Raw genomic sequence first — 24,473 nt, 5'->3', positions numbered from 1 at the left:
GCCCTGTTATTTTATAGCTTTAAATTTTATAGAACATAACCAAGGTAAATGAAACCTACACTTTTGATTTTGGCAGCCGGAATGGGCAGCAGATATGGGGGAGACAAACAAGTTGATGGATTTGGACCCAACGAAGAAACAATTCTCGAATACAGTATATATGATGCTATCCAGGCAGGATTTGGAAAGGTTGTCTTTATTGTAAGGGAAGAAATTGTAGAACTTGCCAAGAACCTGTTTTTACCCAAGCTGGAGGGAAAGATAGCTGTTGACTTTGTGATACAGTCTTTGGAAAGCCAAGTGGATGTCAAATACAGGAATGAATTGCGCAAGAAGCCATTTGGAACTGCTCATGCGCTGCTTTGTGCCAAGGACGCCATTAACGAACCATTTGCGGTGATAAATGCAGATGATTTTTATGGAAGAGAGGCATTTCAGGCACTTGGAAAATTTTTGGTGAATGATGTAAAAGCAGACCTCCATTGCATGGTAGGGTATGCGATTCAAAATGTATTGTCAGATTATGGCACGGTAAGCCGGGGAGTATGCACCTCTGACCAGCAAGGTCACCTTTTGGGAATGATAGAGCGCACTGCTATCAGTAGGCATGGAGATAAAATCCTGCATCAGACCGAAAGCGAAACCATTGAAATTCCATTTAGCACTCCTGTTTCGATGAACTGTTGGGGTTTTCACCCCTCCATTTTTGTGGAGACAGAGAAATTATGGAAAGTATTTTTGAAGGATAATCATAAAGATTTAAAGTCGGAATTTTATATTCCCACCGTAGCAAACGAATTGATAAAGGAACATAGGGCTGCCGTCAAAATTTTGCCTGGAGGCACCACCTGGTTTGGAGTAACCTATGCAGCGGATAAGGCAATAGTGACAGATGCGCTTCGACGTTTACACGAAAATGCATATTATCCAGAAAAACTTTTTTAAATCAAGGAATTGTAGGAAAAGCTACGTTTTTTTGGAAAATTGAGGGGTTAAAATTTCTGAGATTAAAATTATTTCGATACTTTTAGCTAGAAAGCGAAAGTTTGTGGAGGAAATCTATGATTGGGTTCCCATGCAAACAAATAAATAATCCCAAAAACTGACTTATATGAAGCAGCTTCTTTTCTCCCATAAATCCGTAGGTACTGACATAGCTCTCCTGATCCTGCGTATAGGTTCAGGAGTTCTGCTGTTTATTCACGGTTTGCCCAAAATCATGAATTTCAGTGAACGACTCAATTCATTCGCCGACCCTCTAGGCCTAGGTCCGGCACTTTCGCTGCAACTGGTTGTTTTTGCTGAAGTTTTCTGTACCGCTTTGCTAGTGGTTGGTTTTATGAGCCGTGTGGTATTGATTCCATTGATCATTAATATGACGGTGATTACCTTTATTGTTCACGGTTCAGATCCGTTCGGCAAACAGGAATTGCCGCTTCTGTATCTGATTTGTTTTGTAACTTTAATTATCGCTGGCCCCGGCAAATATTCGGTTGACGCTCAGTTGCTCAAAAAGCCAAGGTATTGATTTACGGTAAAGTAAAGTTAAAAAATAATAGAGAGCATTAAGGTTTTTTGATAAATTGATCATTGGACAGATGAAATTTAACAATCAAAATCTTTTTATGGTTGGGATTGACCTATCGCTGGCCCCACACTCTCATATAAGAACATTTAAGTTTTTTCAGAAATAGGCATTTTCCAAATTGAAAATACTTGCGCGCATTTTCGGTATCCCTCTTTCACGGGTAACCCCTCCGTCCCCATCAATTTCATTATAAGGTTGAATAAGGAAATACGATTCGGTTCGAATTATTTTTTGATCATTTTATGAAAGTTGATATTGATCAAAAGTTATCCAAGCTAAATGGAGGTGACTTCCGTCAACTTTCCTTCTTCAATATGGAATAGTTTCGCTGGAATCTGAAGATCGGAAAAAATCTTTATGGACCGTTCCGGGCGTGCATCTGTAATAAACAACTGGCCAAAATCTCTTTTTGCGACTAATTTCATCAACTGGCCAATTCGTATATCATCCAGTTTGTCAAAAATATCATCTAAAAGTAAAATTGGTTTTTGTTTTTTCTCTAGTTTGAAGGCATCAAACTGGGAAAGTTTAAGGCTTATCAAATATGACTTTTGCTGCCCCTGAGAACCAAATTTCTTTAACGAATGCCCCCCTATGGTGAATATATAGTCATCCTTGTGGATACCTTTATTTGTTCTTTTTAGAATCAGGTCTTTTTCCAGGGAATTTCTAAAGTCTTTCTCAAATGTTTTTTCTCCGGCATCGCTAGTGTACGTAATGTCTGTTTTTTCCGATTCACCTGCTATAAACGAATAATGTGATTGAATACCGGGGGCGAAGTTTTGGATAAATTCAAAGCGCTGTCTGTGAATGATATCAGACAGTTGGATCAATTCTCTTGAATACGGTTCCAACAACGAAAGGTCTTTTTTCCCAGAATCATGAAATTGTTTCAAGAGTGCGTTTCGTTGCTTCAAAAAATGCTGGTATCGCACCAGTTGGTTTAAATAATTGCTGCTCAGTTGCGAAAGCATATTGTCAAAGAACCTTCTTCGTTCTTCACTTCCGTCCCGTATAAGGCTTGTGTCGTCGGGAGCTATCAGCACTACAGGAAACAAACCGATATGATCGCTCATTTTTTGGTAAGGTTTACCGTTGAGCACGAGTTGCTTTTTTTTTCCGGACTCCATGGAGCAATCCAACTCAAGGATTTTTCCTTCATTGATAAAGCTTCCTTTCACCATGAAAAAATTCGTTCCATGAAGCATTTGAAACTGGTCGACAGACTGGAAGGCGCTTTTAGTCAGGCACAAATAGTGGATAGCATCCAGCAGATTGGTTTTACCAGCGCCGTTTAGCCCGAGAAAACAATTGACTTCTTCAGAAAACTCAAACCTATCCGCACTGAAATTTTTGAATTGGCGCAAGCTAATATTTTTCAGGTGCATGTTTAAAAACTCTGTCGATTTTCACTAATTTCGCATTCTGACTCAAAATTACCCCCGTTTTCATTATCTTTGGGTTCAAAGTTAGCATATTTATATAATACGATATGGCAAAAAAGAGTTCTAGCACCACAAAGTCTAAAGTAAAATATCCAAAGGAAACCTATGCTTATTGGTACGAAAGCATGCTCTTAATGAGAAGGTTTGAGGAAAAAGCAGGTCAACTGTATGGCCAACAAAAAATAAGAGGATTCTGTCATTTATATATCGGTCAAGAAGCTTGTGCTTCGGGTGCTATTTCGGCTTTGGAAAAAGACGATAAATGGATCACGGCATACCGTTGTCATGCCCATCCGCTCGGATTGGGAACAGATCCAGGAGCTGTGATGGCTGAATTGTTCGGCAAGGCAACTGGCACCACCAAAGGTAAAGGTGGGTCCATGCATATCTTTGACAACACAAAAAACTTTGCAGGTGGACACGGTATCGTGGGAGCACAAATCCCCATGGGACTTGGATTGGGATTTGCCGAAAAATACAAAGGGACTAAAAACCTAGCCATTTGCTACATGGGTGACGGTGCCGTGAGACAGGGAGCTTTTCATGAGTCTCTCAATCTGGCCATGTTGTACAAAACCCCCGTCATATTCGTGATAGAAAACAACGGCTATGCCATGGGTACCTCTGTGCAGCGTTCTTCTAATGTAAATGAATTATATACCTTGGGAGAAGCCTATGACATGCCTTCATTTGCAGTAGATGCCATGAATGTGGAGGCAGTTCACGAGGCGGTAGCAGAAGCAGCGGAAAGAGCTAGAAAAGGAGAAGGACCTACCTTGTTGGAATTTAGAACCTATCGGTACAAAGGTCACTCGATGTCTGATCCGCAAAAGTACCGTACCAAGGAAGAGGTGGAAGAATACAAACAACGCGATCCGATCGAACAAGTCAAAATGACTATCTTGGAAAATGAGCTTCTCACAGAGGATGAATTGAAAGAGATAGATGCGCGTATAAAACAAAAGGTAGCTGATGCGGTACAGTTTGCGGAGGAATCTCCATGGCCGGACGGAGCAGACGCTTTCAAGGATGTTTATGCGGAAGATGATTACCCTTTCATAAGGGAGTAATTGATATAAAATGGTAGACTTTAGCCACCTGTATCTATTAAAATATGGGTGGCTGATTTTTTTATTATTTGTGATTCAATGAAAACCCCTATATTTGCGACTGAAAAATTAAAATCATGTCAAAAAGTAAAGTAAAACCTACGGGTAAAAAGAAGGATCAAACCAATGAATTGTTGGAAAACCCGGAAGCTATTGCAACCCGCTTAAATCGTGGGGAACATTTTCTCAAAGAAAACACCAAAATAGTTGCAGGTGCTATTGGTGCAGTGATCCTTATTATTGCGGCTGCACTTTTTTTTCAATACAATAAAGCGAATCAAAATAAGACTGCTCAGGCCGAAATGTTCCAGGCGGTCTACTATTTCGAACAAGATAGTGTCGACTTGGCATTGAACGGGGACGGAGTAAATCCCGGACTGCTTACCATTATAGATAAATATGGAGGAACTGATGCTGCGAATTTGTCGAATTTTTATGTTGGTTCTATTTATTTGTCCCAAGGGCAGCATCAAAATGCCATAGACCATCTGAAGAAATTTTCAGCTGATGACTTCTTTATCCAAGCGCAGGCTTATGCCCTTACGGGGGATGCGTGTATGGATTTAGGAGATGTTAAAGAGGCTATCCGATATTATAAGCGTGCAGCTGGACATGAGCCGAACAAGTTTTTCACGCCAAAATACCTGAACAAATTGGCAATAGCTTATGAAGAATCAGGTGATTTGAAAAGCGCAATCGAAACTTACGAGGAAATCGAAAATAAGTATTTTGATTCGTATGAGTTTACCAATGCCCGAAAACATAAGGCTCGCCTGCAAGGCCTTGCCTCAAACTAATAGAACACCCCGTGTTTTTAAGAAAGAGTAAGGCCTTGGGTTTTACTCTTTTTTTTGTCCAATCACCGAATAGAACATCATGGCTACATCACTAAAAAACCTCAGTCAACACTCAGATTCAAACATCAAAGAAATCAACGATAAGAAATTCGGCATCATCGTCTCTGAGTGGAATGAGGAAGTAACGGAGTCCCTATATAACGGGGCATTGGAAACACTCCTGAAGTATGGAGCTGAACGGCAGCATATTTACCGGAAAAATGTCCCGGGCTCTTTTGAATTGCCATTGGCTGCGCAGTGGATGGCTCAGGTGGATGAGATCGACGCTGTCATATGTATCGGTTGTGTCATCCAAGGTGAAACCAAACATTTTGATTTTATTTGCCAAGCGGTTGCGCAGGGTATTACAGAGGTGGGCCTTAAATACAACAAACCTGTGATATTTGGAGTCCTTACTCCAAATACCCAGCAGCAAGCTTTGGATAGAGCAGGTGGAAAACATGGAAATAAGGGTGATGAGGCCGCAATCACCGCCATTAAAATGCTTGGATTTTAGTAATGCCGGTTAATACAGGATGCCGGATTTTTAGTTGTTGAATAAGATATTTGAAATAACAGTCAGTCAATGAAAATTATGAAATTTGGGGGGACCTCTGTAGGGAAACCCGAGCGAATGCATCAAGTCAAAGACCTCATTGCAAAAGGAGATGAGCCCAAAATAGTGGTTTTGTCAGCCCTATCAGGAACTACCAATGCATTGGTGGGCATCGGGGATGCCTTAGCAGCGGGTGATAAAGCTACTGCCAAGTCAAAAATTGACCAACTTCAGAAGCATTATGAGCAATTCTGCGATGAGTTATTTTCCTCAGCGGAAGCAAAAAAAGAAGGCCTTAAGATCATTCAGGAGCACTTCGAATTTCTGAACATTATCCTGAAAATTTCTTTCAACGAAGCCATCAATAAGGATATTCTGGCACAAGGAGAATTGCTTTCCACGAAGTTATTTTATGAATTGCTTAGCGAACTGGGAATTAAATCCGTTTTCTTGCCTGCGCTTGAGTTCATGAGCATAGATGAAAACAACGAACCTGAGCTTCCTAAAATTCAGGAACGGTTGGGTAAACTATTGGCGGAAAATCCACGGGAAAAAATCTTTGTAACCCAAGGGTATATTTGTAAAAATTACCGAAATGAAGTGGATAACCTCAAAAGAGGGGGGAGTGATTATACAGCTTCTCTTATCGGTGCGGCGATTTCCGCATCAGTCGTAGAGATATGGACGGATATAGACGGGATGCATAATAACGATCCCCGAATAGTGGACAAAACTAGACCTATCGCAAAGCTTTCCTTTGAAGAGGCAGCTGAATTGGCTTACTTTGGAGCGAAGATTTTACATCCCGCTTCCATATGGCCTGCGCAGCAATTCAATGTTCCAGTTAAGTTGCTAAATACAATGGAGCCAGATGCCTTGGGCACGACCATCACGGCAGATATGTCCGAAATAGGGGGGGTCAAAGCACTTGCGGGAAAAGACGGCATTACAGCAATCAAAATCAAATCCAGCCGAATGTTGTTGGCCTATGGATTTCTAAGAAGAGTGTTTGAGGTGTTTGAGAAGTATAAAACATCCATTGATATGATTACTACTTCCGAAGTGGCTATCTCGCTTACCATTGATGATATCACACATTTGGAGGAGATAAAAAGTGAGTTGGCAGCATTTGGCCATGTAGAAATTGACCATAATTTATCCATTATTTGTATTGTGGGAAACCTTATCATGGAGCAGAATGGAGTCTTGCAAAACATTATGAATAGCTTGGCGGATATTCCCCTTCGCATGGTATCTTACGGAGGAAGCAAGCACAATGTATCCGTTTTAGTAGATGCGGCATACAAAAATTCGGCTCTCAAAAGCCTTAACCGTGGTTTGTTTGAGTTTTAGTTGGAGTTGAAATCCAAAAGAAGGATCATTTCGCATTTGTTGAAATCTATTTTCTTTACATGCGAAATGATTTCTGATAGTATTGCCTGAAAATTTCACCTCACAAAAAATGATTTCCGTTATGACTGAAACTACCGGAGAAGATCCCCGAGATACCTGGCTTCAAAAATTGCAATACAAATGGAAATTAAAAAGCATTTGGCAGGTAATCTTGGTTCTCATCGTTTTTGCATGTACTGGTATGACGGTATTGTACATTAAGAAGCCTATTTTCGCCTTGTTGGGTGTGGATATGAGTACTGGGGGATTTTATAAAACCGTACTTTATTTGTTGCTTGTGCTTCCCCTCTACCAGGTGTTTTTACTTATTTACGGGTTTATTTTCGGCCAATTTAGTTTCTTTTGGGAAAAAGAGAAACAGTTTCTGAGAAGAATTACCGGACGAAAAGCAACAGACAAATAGGGGGGTAGAAACCAACTCCCACGCTGTCAGTATGAATATTGGCTTATATAAAAATCATTTCGTTAGAAATGTGGTTATCATAGGTGGGTAATTTGATTTAACTTTAGCCCCACCAAATAAGAAATTGGATTAAATGGCAAAATCAAGAGGATTGGCACTAGACGACAGTGAGAAAAGAAAACTAAACAAACAGAATTTTCAGAAGCTCATAGGGATTTTTAGTTTTGCCTACCCCTATAAAGTACCTTTTCTATTGGGAATGATCTTTCTGATTTTTTCAAGTTTGATGTTATTGACATTTCCATTTGTTGCGGGGAAGCTTATTGATGCTGCTTCTGGGGAATCATGGATTGTGGATGATATCAACAGCATAGCCTTTATCCTTTTGGGCATATTGCTTGTACAAAGTGTGTTTTCATTCTTCCGGGTTTGGCTTTTTGCACAAGTAAGTGAAAAGTCCATGCGGGACATCCGTAAAGCTATTTATAGCCGATTGGTCCATTTACCCATGACGTTTTTTGACAAGCGAAGGACTGGAGAGCTAATCAGTAGAATCACTTCGGATGTGTCATTGCTACAGGATACTTTTTCCATTACCCTAGCAGAGCTAATGCGGCAGGTAATTACGCTTTTAGCAGGAATAGGTTTTCTATTATATACAACCCCAAAGCTGACTTTTTTTATGTTGGCAACCATCCCCGTTCTGGTGGTAATTGCGATGGTCTTTGGAAGGTTTATTCGAAGACTGTCTAAGGCAACGCAAGACGAACTTGCGGCCGCTAATGTAGTAGTAGAGGAGACCCTGCAGTCAATCGTCACGGTGAAATCCTTCACAGGAGAAGTCTACGAATCTCAGCGATATGGAAAGGGATTGGAGCGAGTGGTGAATGTAGCACTCAAAGCGGCTGGATTTCGCGGAGCCTTCATCTCTTTTATCATCTTTGCGTTGTTTGGGGGTATTGTAGCCGTGATTTGGTATGGAGCTACACTGGTTAGTGAAGGGGCTATGAGTGTTGGAGATTTGGTTAGTTTCGTCTTATACACCACCTTTATCGGAGGATCCATAGCCGGATTGGGGGATATTTATGGACAGGTTCAGAAGGCCATCGGGTCATCGGAGCGGGTGATTGAGATTTTGGATGAATTGCCGGAAGCAGAGGGGGATTCGGACGGAGATAGTATAGTGAAAGGTGATGTGGTGTTTGATAATGTTTATTTTCAATATCCTACCCGGGAAGACCATTTGGTACTTCACGGAATCAGTTTTTCTATCCGGTCCGGTGAGAAAATTGCCCTAGCGGGATATAGCGGTGCCGGGAAATCAACCATCATACAGCTTTTGTTGCGATTTTATGAGGTTGGAAAAGGACAGATATTACTGGATGGAAAGCCCCTACACCGTTGGAACTTAAAACGGCTTCGGTCTAGTATTGGTATTGTCCCCCAAGAGGTGTTGTTGTTTGGCGGCAGTATCCGAGAAAATATAGCGTATGCAAAGCAAAACGCCACAGAAGAAGAAATTATAATTGCTGCTCGAAAAGCAAACGCTTGGCAGTTTATAGAAAAGTTTCCTGAAGGCTTGGATACGCTGGTTGGAGAGCGGGGAGTAAAGCTTTCAGGCGGGCAGCGCCAACGTATTGCCATCGCAAGGGCCATTTTGAAAGACCCTTCTATTCTGATTCTTGACGAAGCTACCTCTTCTTTGGATGCGGAATCGGAAGCGTTGGTTCAGGAAGCATTGGATGAGTTGATGAAAAACAGGACAACTATTGTAATCGCACATCGACTGGCGACCATCCGCAAAGTGGATAGAATCTATATGATCAAAGATGGTGAAATTGTTGAAGAAGGAAGTCACGAAGGTTTGGCATCCGTAGAGAACGGTTATTATGCCAACTTGGTAAAATTACAGTTTAATGAACCTGTTTTACCGCCTTCAGACTGATGTCCATGCTTTTGACTTGGTGGGTTAATGCTCCGACCGAAATATAATCCACCCCACACTCGGCTACTTCTCTAAGCGTCGCTTCTGTAATGCCTCCGGAAGCTTCCGTTTCATACTTGCCATCAATCATTTCCACCGCCTTTTTCATAGTGGGGCAGTCCATGTTGTCGAGCATGATGATATCCACTCCCCCGATTTCCAACACTTCTTTAACCTCCTGCAAGGTTCTTGTTTCTACTTCAATTTTTAATGAAAGTTTATTCTCTTTCAGGTAGGCTTGGGTGGCTAATATCGCTGGTCGGAGGCCTCCGGCAAAATCAATGTGGTTGTCCTTCAGCATGATCATGTCATAAAGCGCGTACCGGTGATTTTTTCCGCCCCCTAGGTACACAGCCCACTTTTCCATCATTCGGAAATTGGGAGTCGTTTTTCTGGTATCGAGCAGCTTGGCAGGTGTGTGTTTGATATACTGGGTCAACTTATGGGTATAGGTAGCTATTCCACTCATCCGTTGGAGGCAGTTTAGGACAAGACGCTCCGTAGTAAGAATGGAAGCGGCTTTCCCGGAAACCGTTAATCCTATATCTCCATTTTTGACCTGCTGACCATCTTTTAGAAGCAAAGTGACATTTAGGGATGGGTCAAAATGCTGGAAGATTTTCTTCGCCAGGGCTAGTCCCGCAATGACTCCATCTTCTTTGATGAGCAGTTGCGCCTTGCCTGTTGCATTTGGGGGAATCGACGCAAGGGTGGAGTGATCACCTTCACCTACATCTTCTTTGAAAGCTGATCGGATAAACTCATTAAGTCTCTCTTCGGTAATATACGTCTGTTTCACAGATCAAAAATAGGTTAATTTTCTTAAAAAGATGGCTTGGGTTGCTTTTAGGTTTAGGGTTGTGGTAAAAATAACTTGACACCACTGTCTTAATGAGCTAACAATAACCTCTACTCCTTAGAAAACTCTAGTCCGTAAATTTTTAATTGGTCATCAACTTTGGATTTGCCCTTTACAAGGATCCTAAAGCTATCTGTTTTAGACTGATATTTTCCGATTATATACCGAATTTTTTCCGCAGATTCGCCCTGTTGTAAAACAAGGAAACTTACGGCCGGGAATTTCTTGAAAAAATCCCGCATAACGATTTCGGCTTGGCTTTTGGAGTAATCACCTCGAATTTCTCCGAGCTTTATTTCTACAGAGCTGTCAAAAAATTGGGCTAAATCTTTGCTGGAGCTGTTTTTCAAAGATAATGCAATCTGATCGATTTGAGGAAATGGCGATTCGGTGGTCAGACTATGTTGGCCATTGTTTGTTATCCCGAAGATCACAAAAATAATGCATATCAAAGATTTCATAAGTCCGTGATAATCAAATTTTGAGCCAAAGACCTTTTTTTTTAAATTATTACATGACTTTTTCGTCAAAGCTTTTGAATGGTTGAATACGGGCAGTTTCTTCAAGTTGAATACCCTGGCTTTGATTAATATGCTGTATATTTGTCGTCCGACAGGAAAAATACAGCCACATAATCCATACGGGGTATTTTGTGTGCACGACTAAATTTTCATTTCGAAAAAGAACACCCTGATACATGAACAAGAAAGTATTATTGATGATTTTAGATGGCTGGGGTATAGCCAAAAATCCGGAAGTTTCTGCTATTGATAAGGCACAGACTCCATTTATTGACAGCCTTTACACAAAATATCCATTCGCCACCCTTGAAGCGTCAGGTTTAGCTGTTGGTCTTCCTGAAGGTCAAATGGGTAATTCTGAGGTGGGTCACATGAATATTGGCGCTGGAAGGGTTGTTTATCAGGATTTGGTGAAAATTAATAAAGCCGTTTCCGAAGGGGACCTAAATACTAATCCGGTTTTGAAAGTAGCATTCGAGCACGCGAAGAACACCGGTAAAAAAGTGCATTTCATCGGATTGGTTTCGGATGGAGGCGTACATGCCCACATTTCACACCTTAAGGGACTTTGCGATGCGGCTAAGGCAAATGGAATAGATAGGGCTTTTATTCATGCTTTTACGGATGGACGAGATACAGACCCTAAAAGTGGTTTGAAGTTTTTAACCGAAGTGGCCGAACACTCCAAGACATCTACTGGTACCATTGCCACAGTAATAGGAAGGTACTACGCCATGGACAGGGATAACCGGTGGGAACGGGTAAGTCTTGCCTATAATGGAATGGTAAAGGGAGAGGGAGAAAAGTCGAAAGATATTCTGACCGCACTCAAAAAATCCTATGCCAACGGTGTAACAGACGAATTTATCCGTCCCATTATCCAGGTTGATTCCGAGGGAATACCGGTTGGAAATATTGAGGATGGAGATACAGTAATATGTTTTAACTTCCGAACTGATAGGGGTAGAGAAATCACAGAGGTGCTTACTCAAAATGATTTTCCCGATTTTGGAATGAAAAAGATTAACCTGCACTACGTAACTTTCACGAGTTACGATGAAACTTTCCAAAATATGCATGTCATTTTTGAGAAGGATAATCTGTATAATACCCTAGGCGAGATTTTGGCCAAAAACCACAAAAAGCAAATCCGAATAGCAGAGACGGAAAAATACCCCCATGTCACTTTCTTTTTCTCCGGAGGAAGGGAAAAGGAATTTGAGGGAGAATCCAGGATTCTTTGCTTTTCTCCAAAGGTAGCCACTTATGATTTACAGCCGGAGATGAGTGCCTTCGAGATTGCCAAAAAAATAAATCAGGAGCTTCCTAAAAGGGAGGCGGATTTTATTTGTCTCAATTTTGCCAATGCGGACATGGTCGGCCATACCGGTGTATTTGACGCGGCGGTTAAAGCCTGCGAGGCTGTCGATAAATGTGCGGAATCGGTTATTCGAAAAGCGCTGGAACATGACTACACCATCATCGTAATCGCCGATCACGGCAACAGTGATTGCATGATCAACGAAGACGGATCACCTAATACAGCCCATACTACAAGCTTAGTGCCATGCATAATGGTAGACCGTAACGATAGGCTAACCATTAAGGATGGTAAATTGGGTGATTTGGCTCCTACCATACTTACATTGCTTGGGGTTGAAATTCCAAAAGAAATGACCGGAGAGATTTTGCTAACCTAACATGAAAATAGCTCCTTCAAAACTGCCTATTCAGGTCGGGTTGATGTTGTTACTCTTGGTGTCCTGCTCGAAAACGGAGCAGGCTCCTCCAGAGAATCCAACCCAACTCAATAAGTATTTTCCTATGGTCCAGTTTGTACAGGACCAAATACCCCAGTTAGATGGGAGGGAGGTATCGAAGAAACTGACCATAAAAGGAAAAGAAGAGGCTCTTACGATGGTAATGAACGCCGAGGGTTGGCGTAAAGAATTGGATCTGTTTATTCAGGCAGACATCAATAAAAATTCTCTGGCAACATCTTACGCTACACAGGAAAATGCGCAGCTGTTGCAACATACCCTAATACCCGGGGAAAAAGGTGATATTCAGCAGATGAAAATACACCGTTCCGGAGATAAAATTAGTAGAATAGATTTCTCCTTCAAAAAGGAGAATCTATTCTACCTTTCTGAGGGTTCTGGAAGCTTGGAAATGACAGCCGATGGAAAACACCTGTCGTCCTATGAGGTAAATGGGTATCAAAAAGTCTGGTTTTTGCCTGCAAATATCATGTCAACCGAAGGTAAAATTAATTATTTACCTTAAGTCTTTTAAAACTCAGACAAACGCAAAGAATACCAGCCAGACGACAAACAGGATGGGTAGCAATATGGGTATTGAGAATCGAATGATATACCCAAAGAATGAAGGCATTTTTATGCCGCTTTGTTCGGCAATAGATTTGACCATGAAATTTGGACCGTTGCCGATATAGGTCATAGCTCCAAAAAACACAGAGGCAAGGGAAATAGCCATCAGTTCAAAGGAAGATTCATCATACAGATCCAGGGCGAAATTGCGCACTTCAGCAACATTGCTGATACTGGCTCCTTGGGAGGCCATTGCGGCAGCTAGAAAATTGAGATAGGTTGGCGCATTGTCCAGCACTCCGGAAAGGGCGCCAGTACCCCAATACAGCGTATTGTGCGTAATGAGGGCTGCTCCCTCCGGTGATTTGGCAAATTCACCCACCAACTCTAACGCAGGCATCATGGTGCCAAAAATGCCTATAAATATAAACGCTACTTCCCGGATAGGTTCGAAATTAAACTCATTGCCATTTATTGCTTCCTTGTCCGCAAATCTAAATGATAAATAGGCCACGGATAACATGATAATTTCTCTGAGGAAGGAAAATTTCTGCCCATCATAGTGAATGGCCGGGACCCATTCCAGCACATTTGGATCCAAGAATACCGAACAGATCACCACCAGCAGCCAAAGGAAGTTTTTCGAGCCTATCAGTGAGATTTTATTGGAATGGATTTCGGGTTCGGAGATTTCCTCGTCATTTGCCCGTCCAAATTTTTTATCCAAGAAATAAAACATGATTGCTAAAAAACCCAAAGCAATCAACCAGGCCGGCCAGTTGTGTTCCAAGGTCCAAAAGAATGGAACGCCCTTAAGGAACCCCAAAAACAACGGTGGGTCTCCGATCGGTGTAAGAGATCCTCCTACATTGCTTACCATGAAAATAAAAAATATGATATGGTAAGGTTGTATGTTGTTTTTATTCAGCCTAATGAACGGACGAATAAGCAGCATTGATGCACCCGTAGTTCCGATCAGATTGGAAATCAACGCACCTATTAAAAGTAAACTTACATTCGCAAACGGGGTTGATCTTTTGTCCACACGTATGAGTATCCCACCTGAAGCTATATACAATGATGCGAGTAATGCAATAAACTGAACGTATTCGGCTAAAGCATGCACAGGTTGATGAACATTGTGTAAGACGAAAAAATAATAGAGGACTACAATTGCAGCCAACATTACAGCTATTTTCGGATAATTATGGTGCCAGAAATGTTCATAAAATAAGGGGCCCGTTGCAATCATCAACAATAAGATCACGAATGGAAAAACAAGCCATACAGGGGCATGCGCATGGGGTATGTCCGGCACGGGATCGGCTGGTAAATCCGACAAACTAACCAAGAGTGGAGTTAATTCTGAAATGTCAGGAGATGTGAAGCTAGGTGTGTTCTCTTTGCCTTGGGCAGTTGCGGTGGGAAAGTAGGTGATTGTAGTCAAGGCCCAAAGCAAAACACATGAAGCTATTATTTTCTTCATCAAGTTGATTTTAAAGGTTAGGTCAAATTTCCGGGGATAAGTTTTAGTTGTCGGGTTAAAAACTTCTTCGAAATATTTAATCGCACTAAACTACTTATTTTGGTTTACATGAAACAAATAATTTGATCAGAGAAAGTGAAAATTTTATAAACCCTTCGAATTTTAATTCTAAGATACCGGATTTAGGGATGTTGGATAGGTATTGATGCCTGATAGGTAAGCAGGACGAGTTCGAAATTGTACTTTTTAAATTTCGAATCCATATAGAGTACCTCCGCAGTTGTCACGGGATGCCCCACTAACCGAAGCCAGGGAGTTGACTTCATTTCGTAGTCGCAGGACTCCGAGAAAAGCGAACACCAAGCCTTCTTTGTAAGCAATTATGGTCTCTTCAGGTACGCTCAATGTGGTGCCGCCATCTAATTTCGACGCTAGTTTCTCCAGAAAAAAGGTATTAAAGGCTCCTCCTCCGGTTGCCAGCAGCAAGGCTTTTTTGGGAGATGTTTCATTGATGGAGGTGGCGATTATCGTTGCAAAATGTTCTGATAAGGTAGCAAGTATATCACGGTGGTTTAGTTCCGGAAGGTCAACGAGTGGCAAAAAGCCCTTTTCTACATCCTCCCTACCCAAGGATTTTGCTCCCTTTAAAGTATAATATGAGGCATGGGAAAGATCATCGAGCAGGTGAGGTATTACAGAGCCGGATCTGGCCAAATTACCACCATCATCGTATGGTTTACCCGCCTTTTTTGCAAAATAATTGAACAGCAAGTTGAACGGGCAAACATCAAAAGCAATTCGCTGATTGTCCCGTTCCATAGATATATTGGCGATTCCCCCCAAATTTAGGCAATAGTCGTATGAAGGAAACAGGAGTTTGTCACCTATAGGAACCAGAGGAGCCCCCTGGCCACCAAGCTGAACGTCTAGGCTTCGGAAGTCATTGATTACCGGCAAGTGACAGAATGTATGTAGGGCCCAGCCATTGCCTATCTGAAGGGTCAGGTGTTTATCAGGTTGATGAAAAACGGTATGCCCATGGGAGGCAACAGCAAGCGGTTTTATCCCATTTCGATCGCAAAAGTCCGCAACCTGCTTACCCATCCATTGGCCAAAACGAATATCCAGAAGCGCGAGATCTTCACCGTTAAACAAATGGCACAGGCTTAAATCATTTCCTAAATCACTGGGAAATGGGATGGTCTCTCCGTAAACAAGTTCAAAAGTCCAACCTTTATTAGATTCAAATGTTGCGAAAACGATATCCAGGCCATCCCCTGAGGTACCGGACATTAGGCCTATCATAGGGTAGGTAGCGGTCATATCCACGTGGGTTAAAGTTTGTTAAAATGAGATGCGTAAAGTTAAAAATAATTCATGGTTTGAATATACCTTTTTTAATTTGACTAATTTTACAGCGTTGTCAAGATCGGATCTTGTTGCGAGTTACTTCTTACCCCAAAAGTTACGTTACTTCAATGTCGAAATATTTAATACCATTTTCAAGGTGTATAGCGTTGATTCACACAGGGGAAAATAGAGTTGATTTTCTTGTCAATAATCCAATTTACTTCCATGTTGCATACAAGCATCAATTTCAGGGCTCATGGTCTTTATTTGAGGCAGGGATGCCAAATCCTTTGAATACTAAACAAAAGACCACATATTTGTAATCCCAATTTGGTCCTTGATGGACTGAATCGAATTTTAAAATACAATGTCAGCAATAAACAGCCGTAATGCACTAAGCCTTTTTTTAGGCTTATTTATCATAAATTTCACTTTTGGACAGTCCTCTTCCTCCACCTATAGTTCTCTTGGTGTGGGCGAATTTAACTCCTCCGGACTCACCCAAAACCAAGCGATGGGGGGGCAGGGCATTAGTTTCGGGTCACCTTTCAGTGTCAACAATGTAAATCCCGCTCTATCTACCAAAAATGGTGCTTTTAGCTTTCAAGCTGCCTTTAACTATGTGACGATGCAAGCTGCCACAGATGCAGGTTCAGAAGAAATAGATGGCGGTGGTTTGAGTTATGTAGCTATGTCCCTCCCTTTGATCCCCCGTAAGTGGACATTGGGGTTGGGGTTGAATCAGGTAACGGGAGTTGATTATAATCTTGCGATAAATTCTCCGGTCGTCAACTCAGACTTAGTGTCATTTAACACCATAGAGGGTAGGGGAGGATTGAGCGAGGTTTACTTGAGTACCGGATTTCAGCCTGTGACAAATTTGAGTATCGGCCTTCATGGATCTTACTTGTTTGGATCTACCATTCGTACAAATCAGTTGGAATTATTGACCTCTGAGTTAATACCTGTTGGGATTTCTTCGGAATATTATGAACGACTTACTTTTAGTGACGTTACTTTCCGCGGAGGAGTTCACTATTTATTGCCACTTGGCAATCAAAGAAACCTAAATTTCGGTGCCATCTATCATGTTTTTGGCGACATTAAAGGAAAAGAATTTGCAAAAATGGCAGAATTGGGCCAAGCTGTAATTCCAAATTCACCTGGAGATGTACTTAGTGACAATTTACAAGGAAGTATTTTTCTTCCTGACAGGTTTGGATATGGTGTATCTTTCGAAAAAATTAATAAATTTGTTATTGGCTTTGAAGTTCAACAACAAGATTTCCGGGAGTACAGGGGATTCAACTCTACGACTGGGAATTTAGAGAACTCATTGAAGATGAGCCTTGGAGGTCAATTTGTTCCTAACCCCTTTTCGATTGAAAGATTATTGGACAGGGTTACCTTTAGAGGGGGGGTCGAATATGAGAGATTACCATTTAGTTTGAATGGTACCCAAGTCGATGATGTTGGCATTAATTTTGGAGCCTCAATTCCTGTACACACCTTATCCTTATTAAATTTGGCACTCAAGGTAGGTACAAGAGGAACTATAGATAATGGTCTGATTAGAGAAAATTACGTTAAAGTTTCCTTTGGAATTTCAATAAATGATAATAGTTGGTTTTACAAAAAAGTATTTGAATGATGTGGACAAACATGAAATTTAAAATGATGATCATTGGGTGTCTGTCTTTTTTGGCAGTGGGTCTCACTCAAGCCCAAGACGGATGGAATTGGCCCGCCGACACTGAATTAGAAGCAAAGGGTCGAGAATACAATGCGGCTTATACAGATTACAAACGCTCTGAGGAGAATTTGAAAGCAAAATCCGGGCTGCATTGGTTGCTAACCAATATTCCCGAATTAAATGAATCCATTTATATCAACGGCGTAGAAATTTATGCCGGTGCTGCCAAAGAGGCCACTGATCCCAAGGAGCAGCGGGTTTATCAGGATTCGGTCTTGCTTATATATGATTTAAGAAACGAAATATATGATAACGAATCCAAGTGGATTGCCAATAAAGCTTACTATGCTTACCAATTTTATAGAGGGGATAAAGAAAAGGTAGGTGAAGCTGCAGACCTGTTCGAGCGGGTTATGGAAGTAAACGGAACCTTGGGATATCAATTGGTTCCTGCCTATTTCGATGCGGTATACAGAAATTTCGCCTACAATCAAGCGTACACCACTGAAGAGGTTCTTGCTAAATATGAAAAGATAAACGCAATTTTAGAGGAAGAGGAAAGCGCTGGAACGGATGTTAGCAGTCAAAAAGGCACCTTAGAGCAATTGCTCGTGGCTATGGAAATTATTGATTGTGATTTCATCTCCAATGTTCTGGGTCCAAAATTGGAGGCGGATGCCGGCAATATGAAAATGGCACAGCAAATTTTCCAATATTCAGTCCAGTATAAATGCTTGAATACGCCAACATTCAATTTGGCACTTGAGGTGATTGATACAAACGATCCCACATTTACCACTTCCCAAGTGAGGGGAATGCGGTACATGCAAAATTCTGAATATGCCAAGGCGGGAGAGTTGTTTGAAAAAGCACTTACTTTAGCTACTACGGATGAGCAGCGTGCGGAGATTCATTGGGATATGGCTAAGGTGCATGCCAATTTGGGAAGAAAAGGTCAAGCAAGAACATCAGCCTTGAAAGCTGCTGAATTAAACTCAGAGCGGACGAAGGATGCTCACGGATTTATCGGAGGTTTGATCATGAGTTCTTCGAATGAATGTAGGGGAGGCCAAAGCCGTGTAAAAGATTACTCCATTTTCATAGCTGCATATGACGCATATGCCCGTGCAGGTGATGCCGCAGGCATGGCAAATGCAAAGGCAAGATTTCCATCGAAAGAAGAGTTATTTACTGAAGGCTTCCAGGTAGGCGAATCAATGAACACTGGATGCTGGGTCGGCCAAACAGTAACGTTGGCGACCAGAGACTAATGAAAGATTCACATCTATAAACAGAAAAGGCGGTCATCAACCGCCTTTTCTGTTTATATTTGAAATCTATGATTAGAAAAGCGATTATCAAAAAATCAAATGAAAGTAGTATCTTGGGTTAGCTTGTTAGTGATCCTGGGGATTATCTCCTGTAGGGAAGATATTGACAAGAGCCAGCTGGAATTTTATGAAGGCCCTACAAGAACCGGTTCCAATATCATTTTGGTTCATAGTGATTCGGCAATTGTACGTACCAAGTTAATGGCTGACAAGCAACTGGATTTTCAAAATGGAAATGCCGAATTCCCCGAGGGAATTGTCATCCATTTTTTTGAAAAGGACGGTGAATTGAGTACTACAATTCGGGCAGACAGGGGATACTATGAACGGAAAACAGACCTATACAGGGGGGAAGGTGATGTTCAGGTACACAATCTAGTCAAAAACCAAAAGTTGAGCTCAGAGGAATTGTTTTGGGATAAAGGAAAAAAGAAGATTTTCACGGAGAAATTTGTCACAGTGGAAGAGCCTTCCCGGATTATTAACGGAACAGGTATGGAGGCGGATGAAGGGTTTAATGAATACACCTTTACTAAAGTGACAGGACAAATAGACAATGCGCTATAATAGCTTGATATGAAAGTATTGGATATAGTAATGCTTCCCTTTGCAGCGGCACTGGTAATCATTGGCGCTCATGTGACCATGCAGCATGGCGTGGGTGCCTCTTATCCAATTTTTATGTTTGCGGTGGCTACTCTATTTTGGTTTCTTCTTCGGAAAAAACGTAGAGAAGAAAATGAACCTGCGGAAAGTGAATTACCCAAAAAGAAAGAAAAGAGAAAAAGGTAATGGACATACAGTATTTTATTTATGTGTTAATTACCCTGTTTTTTTCAGCCTTGTTTTCGGGGTTGGAAATGGCCTTTGTATCGGCGAATAGGCTGCATATAGAGCTGCAAAATAAGCAAGGCAAATTTTCGGGAAAGATCTTGTCAGATTTTGTCAAAAACCCAAGCCAATTTATTGGTACTACACTTTTAGGAAACACGGTTTCGTTGGTTCTATATGGGACCTTTATGGCTTACCTGTTGGAAGCACCTATTATCAATATGCTTCCTGAAAGCTTGAATAATCAGGCAACGGTGATGATTTTACAGACGGTGGTGTCCACCATGGTCGTGCTAATTACCGCTGAGTTTATACCAAAAAGCATCTTTATGCTAAACCCAAACAGCTTGCTTTTCTTTTTTTCTATTCCGTTTGCGGCGATTTATTATTTGCTTTATCCAGTAGTGTGGTTAGTAGTGGGCTTGTCCAAGCTAGTCATTACCCATTTACTTAAGTTAGATTATAATGAAGATAAGCCTGTATTCAATATTACTGATTTGAATAGTTTTATTCAAAATAACTTGGAAATGAAAGGCGTAGATTCCAAGGTTGACATCGATACTAAGATCTTTGACAACGCAGTGGAATTTAAGACGGTAAAGGTAAGGGAATGCATGGTTCCCCGGACAGATATCGTTGGATTGGAAATTGAGGACGCGATTGCGGATCTGAAGGAAACATTTATAGAAAGCGGACACTCAAAGGTGATTGTCTACAGAGACACAATAGATGATGTCATTGGCTATTGCCACCACCTGGAGTTGTTCAAAAAACCAAAATCAATTCAAGATATTCTTACCCCCATTGTGATTGTACCGGAATCCGCCTTGGCCAATGAGCTTTTGGTTCAATTTATAAAGGAACGAAAGAGCCTCGCATTGGTAGTTGACGAATTTGGGGGAACCAGCGGCATCGTCAGTATGGAAGATATCATAGAGGAGATATTTGGCGAAATTGAGGATGAATATGATAATGATGATTTGGTGGAACAGAAGACAGCCGAAAATGAATACCTACTTAGTGCCAGACATGAAATAGATTACCTCAACGAAAAGTACAGTTGGACTCTTCCACCCGGCGATTTTGAGACATTGGCTGGTTTTATCCTTTCCCTTACAGAAAATATCCCCCAGAAAGGGGAATCAGTGGTCTATGGACCCTTTACCTTTACCGTCGTATCAAAGCAAGATCACCGGATTGATACGGTAAAACTTAAAATCAATACACACTAGTTTGCAAATACTACATTTATAAATAGCGGATTACTTTGAATTTAGCTGTAGATGTAATTATTTTGCGACACTTCAAAAAATAGGAGAATGGCATTAATAAAAGAAATAAGACAAAGAACAGGTCTGGCAATAGGTGTAATAGCGGTAGGACTCATATTTTTCCTCGTTGGGGGAGATATTTTGGGGCCAAATTCGATGATTTTAGGACAGGGAAGAACTACTGTCGGAGAAATTGCGGGTGACAAAATATCCTATGAGGAATATATTCAGAAAATAGAAGAAACGAAGTTTTCATTTCAGCAGAATACAGGAAGAACTCCTTCTGAAAACGAACTTTACAGTATTAGGGAGCAAGCTTGGCAGGCCCTTATTGTAGAGCGGGTTTTTTCTTCTCAATATGAAGAGCTTGGCTTGACAGTATCTGACGCGGAACTTATCGATATGGTTCAGGGGAAAAATATAATAGGCGAACTAAGGAGAGAACTTACAAACCCTGAAACTGGAGAGTTCGACAGACAGCAGTTGGTGGCATTTCTCCAGTCTCTGGAAACTGCGGATCCGCAACAACAAATGTTTTGGGCGCAGCAAGAAAAGCTTTTTGCTGATTCCAGAATGAGGATCAAATATGACAACATGTTGGGATTATCGGAATATGCTTCGACGGCGGAAGGAAGAATGCAGCATAAATTGGCAAATACCATTGCTGATGTAGAGCACATTCATATTCCCTACTATGCGGTATCTGATTCCAGTGTGACCGTTTCAGAAAATGAGCTTAAGTCTTTCTTAAACAAAAATAAGGAACGCTTTAAAGTAAGTGCAAATCGAGATATAGAATATGTTTCTTTTAGCCTATTTCCAAGTGCGGAAGATTCTGCTGCGGTCAAAAGTGAAATCAATTCATTGACTGCTGAGTTGCAAAATACTATGGAGGATTCAGTTTTTGTGTTAAGAAATTCAGACGTATCCAATTCCTTTCAGACAATATATCCTGGTGACCCGTTACCGGCTAACCTCCTTTCAAATGTAGAAAACCCAGAGTCGGGAGTAGTATATGGACCATTCCTTTCAGATCGATCCAGCTATGTTTCCTATAAGATCAGCGACCAGTTTGAAGGGGCACCACGCATGCGTGCCAGCCATATCTTATTATCTACAGAGGGAATGGAGGAAGGAGCCAAATCGCAAGTGAGCCAAGAAGCCCAAAGAATATTAGACGAGGTTAGAACCTCCGGAAATTTTGCTCAAGCGGCCCAACAATATGGACAGGATGGAACCGCCCAAAGAGGCGGTGACCTAGGGTGGTTTGCAAAAGAGGACTTTATAGAAGAATTTGGAGATGCCGTGTTTGCAGCCAGGACTACAGGTTTGATTAACCGGATTGTAGAAACAGAATATGGATACCATATCATTGAAGTAACTGAATTACCAAAAACAACTACTTATAAAGTTGCTGTGTTGGAATTGGAGTTGATCGCTAGTGACGTGACAAGAAATGATGTCTTTCGAAATGCCGATTATTTTGCTGCTAATACGTCCAATGCAACAGAATTCCGGGAAAATGCACAAAAGGAAGGATACCAAGTATTGCGTGCAAATAGCGTTAATCCTTCCGCCAGGTCCTTGAATAATTTGGATGGAGCAAGGGAGATTATCCGGTGGTCATTTAACGATGCTTCTGTAGGTCAGGTTTCTACCGTGTTTGAACTGGATGATTCATACGTGGTAGCCTTGTTGGCCGGAAAAACCGAGGAGGGTGTAGCAACCTTGGATGACGCCAATACCCGAAGTCAAGTAAGTTCCGAAGTTAGAAATGAAAAGAAAGCAACTTACATTAAAGATCAAATCAAAGGATTGGAAACGCTTCAAGCTATCAAGGAGAAATACCCGGATGCTTCTTTGGGCTCAACCGCAGACCTTAGAATGAACGCAAGTGTTATACCTGGAGTTGGTTTTGCACCGAAGGCAGTAGGCTCCATTTTTGGAATGAAAAATACAGGAGTACTTTCAGCACCTATTGTAGAAGACATAGGCGTGATTTTGGTCAAAGTGAACAGCATAACCCCGGCTTCCGAAATTGCCGATTTTACACGGTATCAAAATGAAATTACCAGCAATTCCTCTCAGCGAACGAGCTATATGATTATGATGGCTATGGAAGAATTAGCTGAGGTCAAAGATTATCGATATAAGTTTTTCTAGAATATAGAAACATCAAATAAGGTCCCATTCCCTCAAGGAGTGGGATTTTTTATGATTTAGGGATTTTATTTTGTAGTCTTTGCGTTGACAATTAAAAGATGATTTATGAATAAAACGTTTGACATCTCTTCTTTCAAAGAAAAACTCGACGCAGAATCTGCTTTTCCGTCCCTGTATATGTTTAAATTCATTGTGCCCACAGGCAGGGAAGAGGAGATTGCTGCATTGTTGCCAAACAACGAGATGATACTAAAAACTTCGTCCAAAGGAAATTATGTAAGTGCTACCATCAAAGCCATGATGCCCAGCAGCGATGCCATTATAGAAATTTATCGCAAAGCATCCAATATTGAAGGGGTGATTTCGCTTTAATCAAAAAAATCAACAAACCCATGTGGAAAGAAGTAAACAATACAATTGAAAAAACTTTTGAATTCAAGGATTTTACCGAAGCATTCTCATTTATGACCCGGGTTGCGTTTCTGGCCGAAAAACACGGACACCATCCTAATTGGTCAAATGTTTATAATAAAGTTACCATCCAACTGACTACCCACGATAAGGGAAGTGTGGTTACCCAAAAGGATAGAGATCTTTCCGCTGCGATTGATGCTGTTTGAGTATGAATTCAGACACTAATCTGTACCTTGTACCCACTCCAATCGGTAACCTGGAAGACATTACGCTACGGGCGTTGACGGTGCTCAAATCCGTCGATGTAATTCTTGCAGAAGATACCCGGACATCCGGTAAACTTTTAAAACATTTTGGAATTCAGCGACCGCTGGAAAGTTACCACATTTTCAACGAACACAGGAGTGTTGAACGCATTATACAGCGGCTGAAAGATGGGCAGGTTATGGCTTTGATTAGTGACGCGGGCACCCCAGGTATTTCTGACCCGGGATTTTTGCTTGTGAGGGCAGCAAAAGAGCAAGACCTTGTTGTAAACTGCCTTCCAGGCGCAACCGCTTTCGTCCCGGCTTTGGTAAATTCCGGCCTTCCAAATGACCGTTTTATTTTCGAAGGGTTTCTTCCTCATAAAAAGGGACGTAAAACACGGGTGGAAGCGCTTATTGAAGAAACCAGAACAATGATTTTTTATGAATCCCCCCATAGGCTTATGAAAACGTTGTTGCAACTAGCTGAGGCATTTGGTGAGAATCGACAGGCTTGTGTGAGTCGCGAACTGACCAAGATCTATGAAGAAAATGTTAGGGGTACCTTACAGGAATTGATTCTTTACTATGAAGAAAACCCCATCAAAGGAGAAATAGTATTAACAGTAGCAGGAAAAAACTGAT

General features: G+C 41.3%; 24 protein-coding genes. 19 read left to right on the top strand and 5 right to left on the bottom strand.

What is annotated here, in order from left to right; genetic code table 11:
* Positions 1-48: 48 nt before the first annotated feature.
* Together FQ608_RS00220 and FQ608_RS00215 are read left to right on the top strand one after the other, a co-directional pair.
* On the top strand, positions 49-945 hold the full coding sequence (locus tag FQ608_RS00220) for a nucleotidyltransferase family protein (RefSeq protein ID WP_158855795.1): 897 nt from the start codon (positions 49-51) through the stop codon (positions 943-945).
* 166 nt (positions 946-1,111) lie between these two features.
* Positions 1,112-1,528 carry a DoxX family protein gene (locus tag FQ608_RS00215; RefSeq protein WP_158855794.1) on the top strand — a complete coding sequence of 139 codons (417 nt, stop codon included), beginning with the start codon at positions 1,112-1,114 and terminating at the stop codon, positions 1,526-1,528.
* A 335-nt stretch (positions 1,529-1,863) separates the two neighbouring features.
* Here the strand turns inward: FQ608_RS00215 and recF are convergent, their stop codons facing one another.
* Positions 1,864-2,976, bottom strand: coding sequence for a DNA replication/repair protein RecF (recF, locus tag FQ608_RS00210; RefSeq protein ID WP_158855793.1), 1,113 nt, complete (start codon positions 2,974-2,976; stop codon positions 1,864-1,866).
* A 104-nt stretch (positions 2,977-3,080) separates the two neighbouring features.
* On the opposite strand from recF, the gene pdhA reads away from it, so the two are divergent.
* From pdhA to FQ608_RS00180, 6 genes are all read left to right on the top strand, one after another.
* Positions 3,081-4,103 (top strand): pyruvate dehydrogenase (acetyl-transferring) E1 component subunit alpha, encoded by a 1,023-nt coding sequence (gene pdhA, locus FQ608_RS00205; protein WP_158855792.1) that lies wholly within the window; start codon positions 3,081-3,083, stop codon positions 4,101-4,103.
* Between the two features lie 116 nt (positions 4,104-4,219).
* Positions 4,220-4,939, top strand: coding sequence for a tetratricopeptide repeat protein (locus FQ608_RS00200; RefSeq protein WP_158855791.1), 720 nt, complete (start codon positions 4,220-4,222; stop codon positions 4,937-4,939).
* Between the two features lie 79 nt (positions 4,940-5,018).
* Complete coding sequence (gene ribH / locus FQ608_RS00195; protein WP_158855790.1) at positions 5,019-5,495, top strand: 6,7-dimethyl-8-ribityllumazine synthase; 477 nt, start codon at positions 5,019-5,021, stop codon at positions 5,493-5,495.
* A 69-nt stretch (positions 5,496-5,564) separates the two neighbouring features.
* Positions 5,565-6,887: an aspartate kinase gene (locus tag FQ608_RS00190; RefSeq protein WP_158855789.1), complete on the top strand. Its 1,323-nt coding sequence runs from the start codon at positions 5,565-5,567 to the stop codon at positions 6,885-6,887.
* A 121-nt stretch (positions 6,888-7,008) separates the two neighbouring features.
* Complete coding sequence (locus tag FQ608_RS00185; protein ID WP_158855788.1) at positions 7,009-7,350, top strand: DUF6787 family protein; 342 nt, start codon at positions 7,009-7,011, stop codon at positions 7,348-7,350.
* Positions 7,351-7,483: 133 nt separating this feature from the next.
* The gene (locus tag FQ608_RS00180; RefSeq protein WP_158855787.1) at positions 7,484-9,295 is read left to right on the top strand and encodes an ABC transporter ATP-binding protein; all 1,812 of its coding nucleotides are present in this window, start codon (positions 7,484-7,486) and stop codon (positions 9,293-9,295) included.
* Here FQ608_RS00180 and nadC read toward each other — a convergent pair.
* Both nadC and FQ608_RS00170 read right to left on the bottom strand, forming a co-directional pair.
* Positions 9,264-10,133, bottom strand: coding sequence for a carboxylating nicotinate-nucleotide diphosphorylase (gene nadC, locus FQ608_RS00175; RefSeq protein ID WP_158855786.1), 870 nt, complete (start codon positions 10,131-10,133; stop codon positions 9,264-9,266). The genes FQ608_RS00180 and nadC overlap by 32 nt on opposite strands.
* A gap of 110 nt (positions 10,134-10,243) precedes the next feature.
* Positions 10,244-10,654 (bottom strand): DUF4783 domain-containing protein, encoded by a 411-nt coding sequence (locus FQ608_RS00170; protein ID WP_158855785.1) that lies wholly within the window; start codon positions 10,652-10,654, stop codon positions 10,244-10,246.
* Positions 10,655-10,890: 236 nt separating this feature from the next.
* Here FQ608_RS00170 and gpmI point away from each other — a divergent pair, with 236 nt between their 5' ends.
* Positions 10,891-12,414, top strand: coding sequence for a 2,3-bisphosphoglycerate-independent phosphoglycerate mutase (gene gpmI / locus FQ608_RS00165; RefSeq protein ID WP_158855784.1), 1,524 nt, complete (start codon positions 10,891-10,893; stop codon positions 12,412-12,414).
* 1 nt (position 12,415) lies between these two features.
* Entirely contained in the window at positions 12,416-13,000 is a 585-nt protein-coding gene (locus FQ608_RS00160) for a hypothetical protein (RefSeq protein WP_158855783.1), read from the top strand.
* 12 nt (positions 13,001-13,012) lie between these two features.
* On the opposite strand, the gene FQ608_RS00155 is transcribed toward FQ608_RS00160, so the two are convergent.
* Positions 13,013-14,530, bottom strand: coding sequence for a sodium:proton antiporter (locus FQ608_RS00155; protein WP_158855782.1), 1,518 nt, complete (start codon positions 14,528-14,530; stop codon positions 13,013-13,015).
* 246 nt (positions 14,531-14,776) lie between these two features.
* Positions 14,777-15,853 (bottom strand): anhydro-N-acetylmuramic acid kinase, encoded by a 1,077-nt coding sequence (locus FQ608_RS00150; RefSeq protein WP_158855781.1) that lies wholly within the window; start codon positions 15,851-15,853, stop codon positions 14,777-14,779.
* A 394-nt stretch (positions 15,854-16,247) separates the two neighbouring features.
* On the opposite strand from FQ608_RS00150, the gene FQ608_RS00145 reads away from it, so the two are divergent.
* From FQ608_RS00145 to rsmI, 9 genes are all read left to right on the top strand, one after another.
* The gene (locus tag FQ608_RS00145) at positions 16,248-17,531 is read left to right on the top strand and encodes a hypothetical protein (RefSeq protein WP_158855780.1); all 1,284 of its coding nucleotides are present in this window, start codon (positions 16,248-16,250) and stop codon (positions 17,529-17,531) included.
* An 11-nt stretch (positions 17,532-17,542) separates the two neighbouring features.
* Complete coding sequence (locus tag FQ608_RS00140) at positions 17,543-18,844, top strand: hypothetical protein (protein WP_199856276.1); 1,302 nt, start codon at positions 17,543-17,545, stop codon at positions 18,842-18,844.
* 99 nt (positions 18,845-18,943) lie between these two features.
* Positions 18,944-19,471, top strand: coding sequence for an LPS export ABC transporter periplasmic protein LptC (gene lptC, locus FQ608_RS00135; protein WP_158855778.1), 528 nt, complete (start codon positions 18,944-18,946; stop codon positions 19,469-19,471).
* A 9-nt stretch (positions 19,472-19,480) separates the two neighbouring features.
* Positions 19,481-19,696, top strand: a complete 216-nt coding sequence (locus tag FQ608_RS00130; protein ID WP_158855777.1) for a hypothetical protein — start codon at positions 19,481-19,483, stop codon at positions 19,694-19,696.
* On the top strand, positions 19,696-20,967 hold the full coding sequence (locus FQ608_RS00125) for a hemolysin family protein (protein WP_158855776.1): 1,272 nt from the start codon (positions 19,696-19,698) through the stop codon (positions 20,965-20,967). The genes FQ608_RS00130 and FQ608_RS00125 overlap by 1 nt, the downstream gene beginning before the upstream one ends.
* Before the next feature lie 87 nt (positions 20,968-21,054).
* Positions 21,055-23,169, top strand: coding sequence for a peptidylprolyl isomerase (locus tag FQ608_RS00120; protein WP_158855775.1), 2,115 nt, complete (start codon positions 21,055-21,057; stop codon positions 23,167-23,169).
* Positions 23,170-23,274: 105 nt separating this feature from the next.
* Positions 23,275-23,541, top strand: coding sequence for a DUF493 family protein (locus FQ608_RS00115; protein ID WP_158855774.1), 267 nt, complete (start codon positions 23,275-23,277; stop codon positions 23,539-23,541).
* A 20-nt stretch (positions 23,542-23,561) separates the two neighbouring features.
* Complete coding sequence (locus tag FQ608_RS00110) at positions 23,562-23,789, top strand: 4a-hydroxytetrahydrobiopterin dehydratase (protein WP_158855773.1); 228 nt, start codon at positions 23,562-23,564, stop codon at positions 23,787-23,789.
* A 2-nt stretch (positions 23,790-23,791) separates the two neighbouring features.
* Positions 23,792-24,472 (top strand): 16S rRNA (cytidine(1402)-2'-O)-methyltransferase, encoded by a 681-nt coding sequence (gene rsmI / locus FQ608_RS00105; RefSeq protein ID WP_158855772.1) that lies wholly within the window; start codon positions 23,792-23,794, stop codon positions 24,470-24,472.
* Position 24,473 lies beyond the last annotated feature (1 nt).

Source organism: Lunatibacter salilacus (assembly GCF_009797935.1).
GTDB lineage: Bacteria > Bacteroidota > Bacteroidia > Cytophagales > Cyclobacteriaceae > Lunatibacter > Lunatibacter salilacus.
This window is presented reverse-complemented; position numbering and strand designations above follow the sequence as displayed.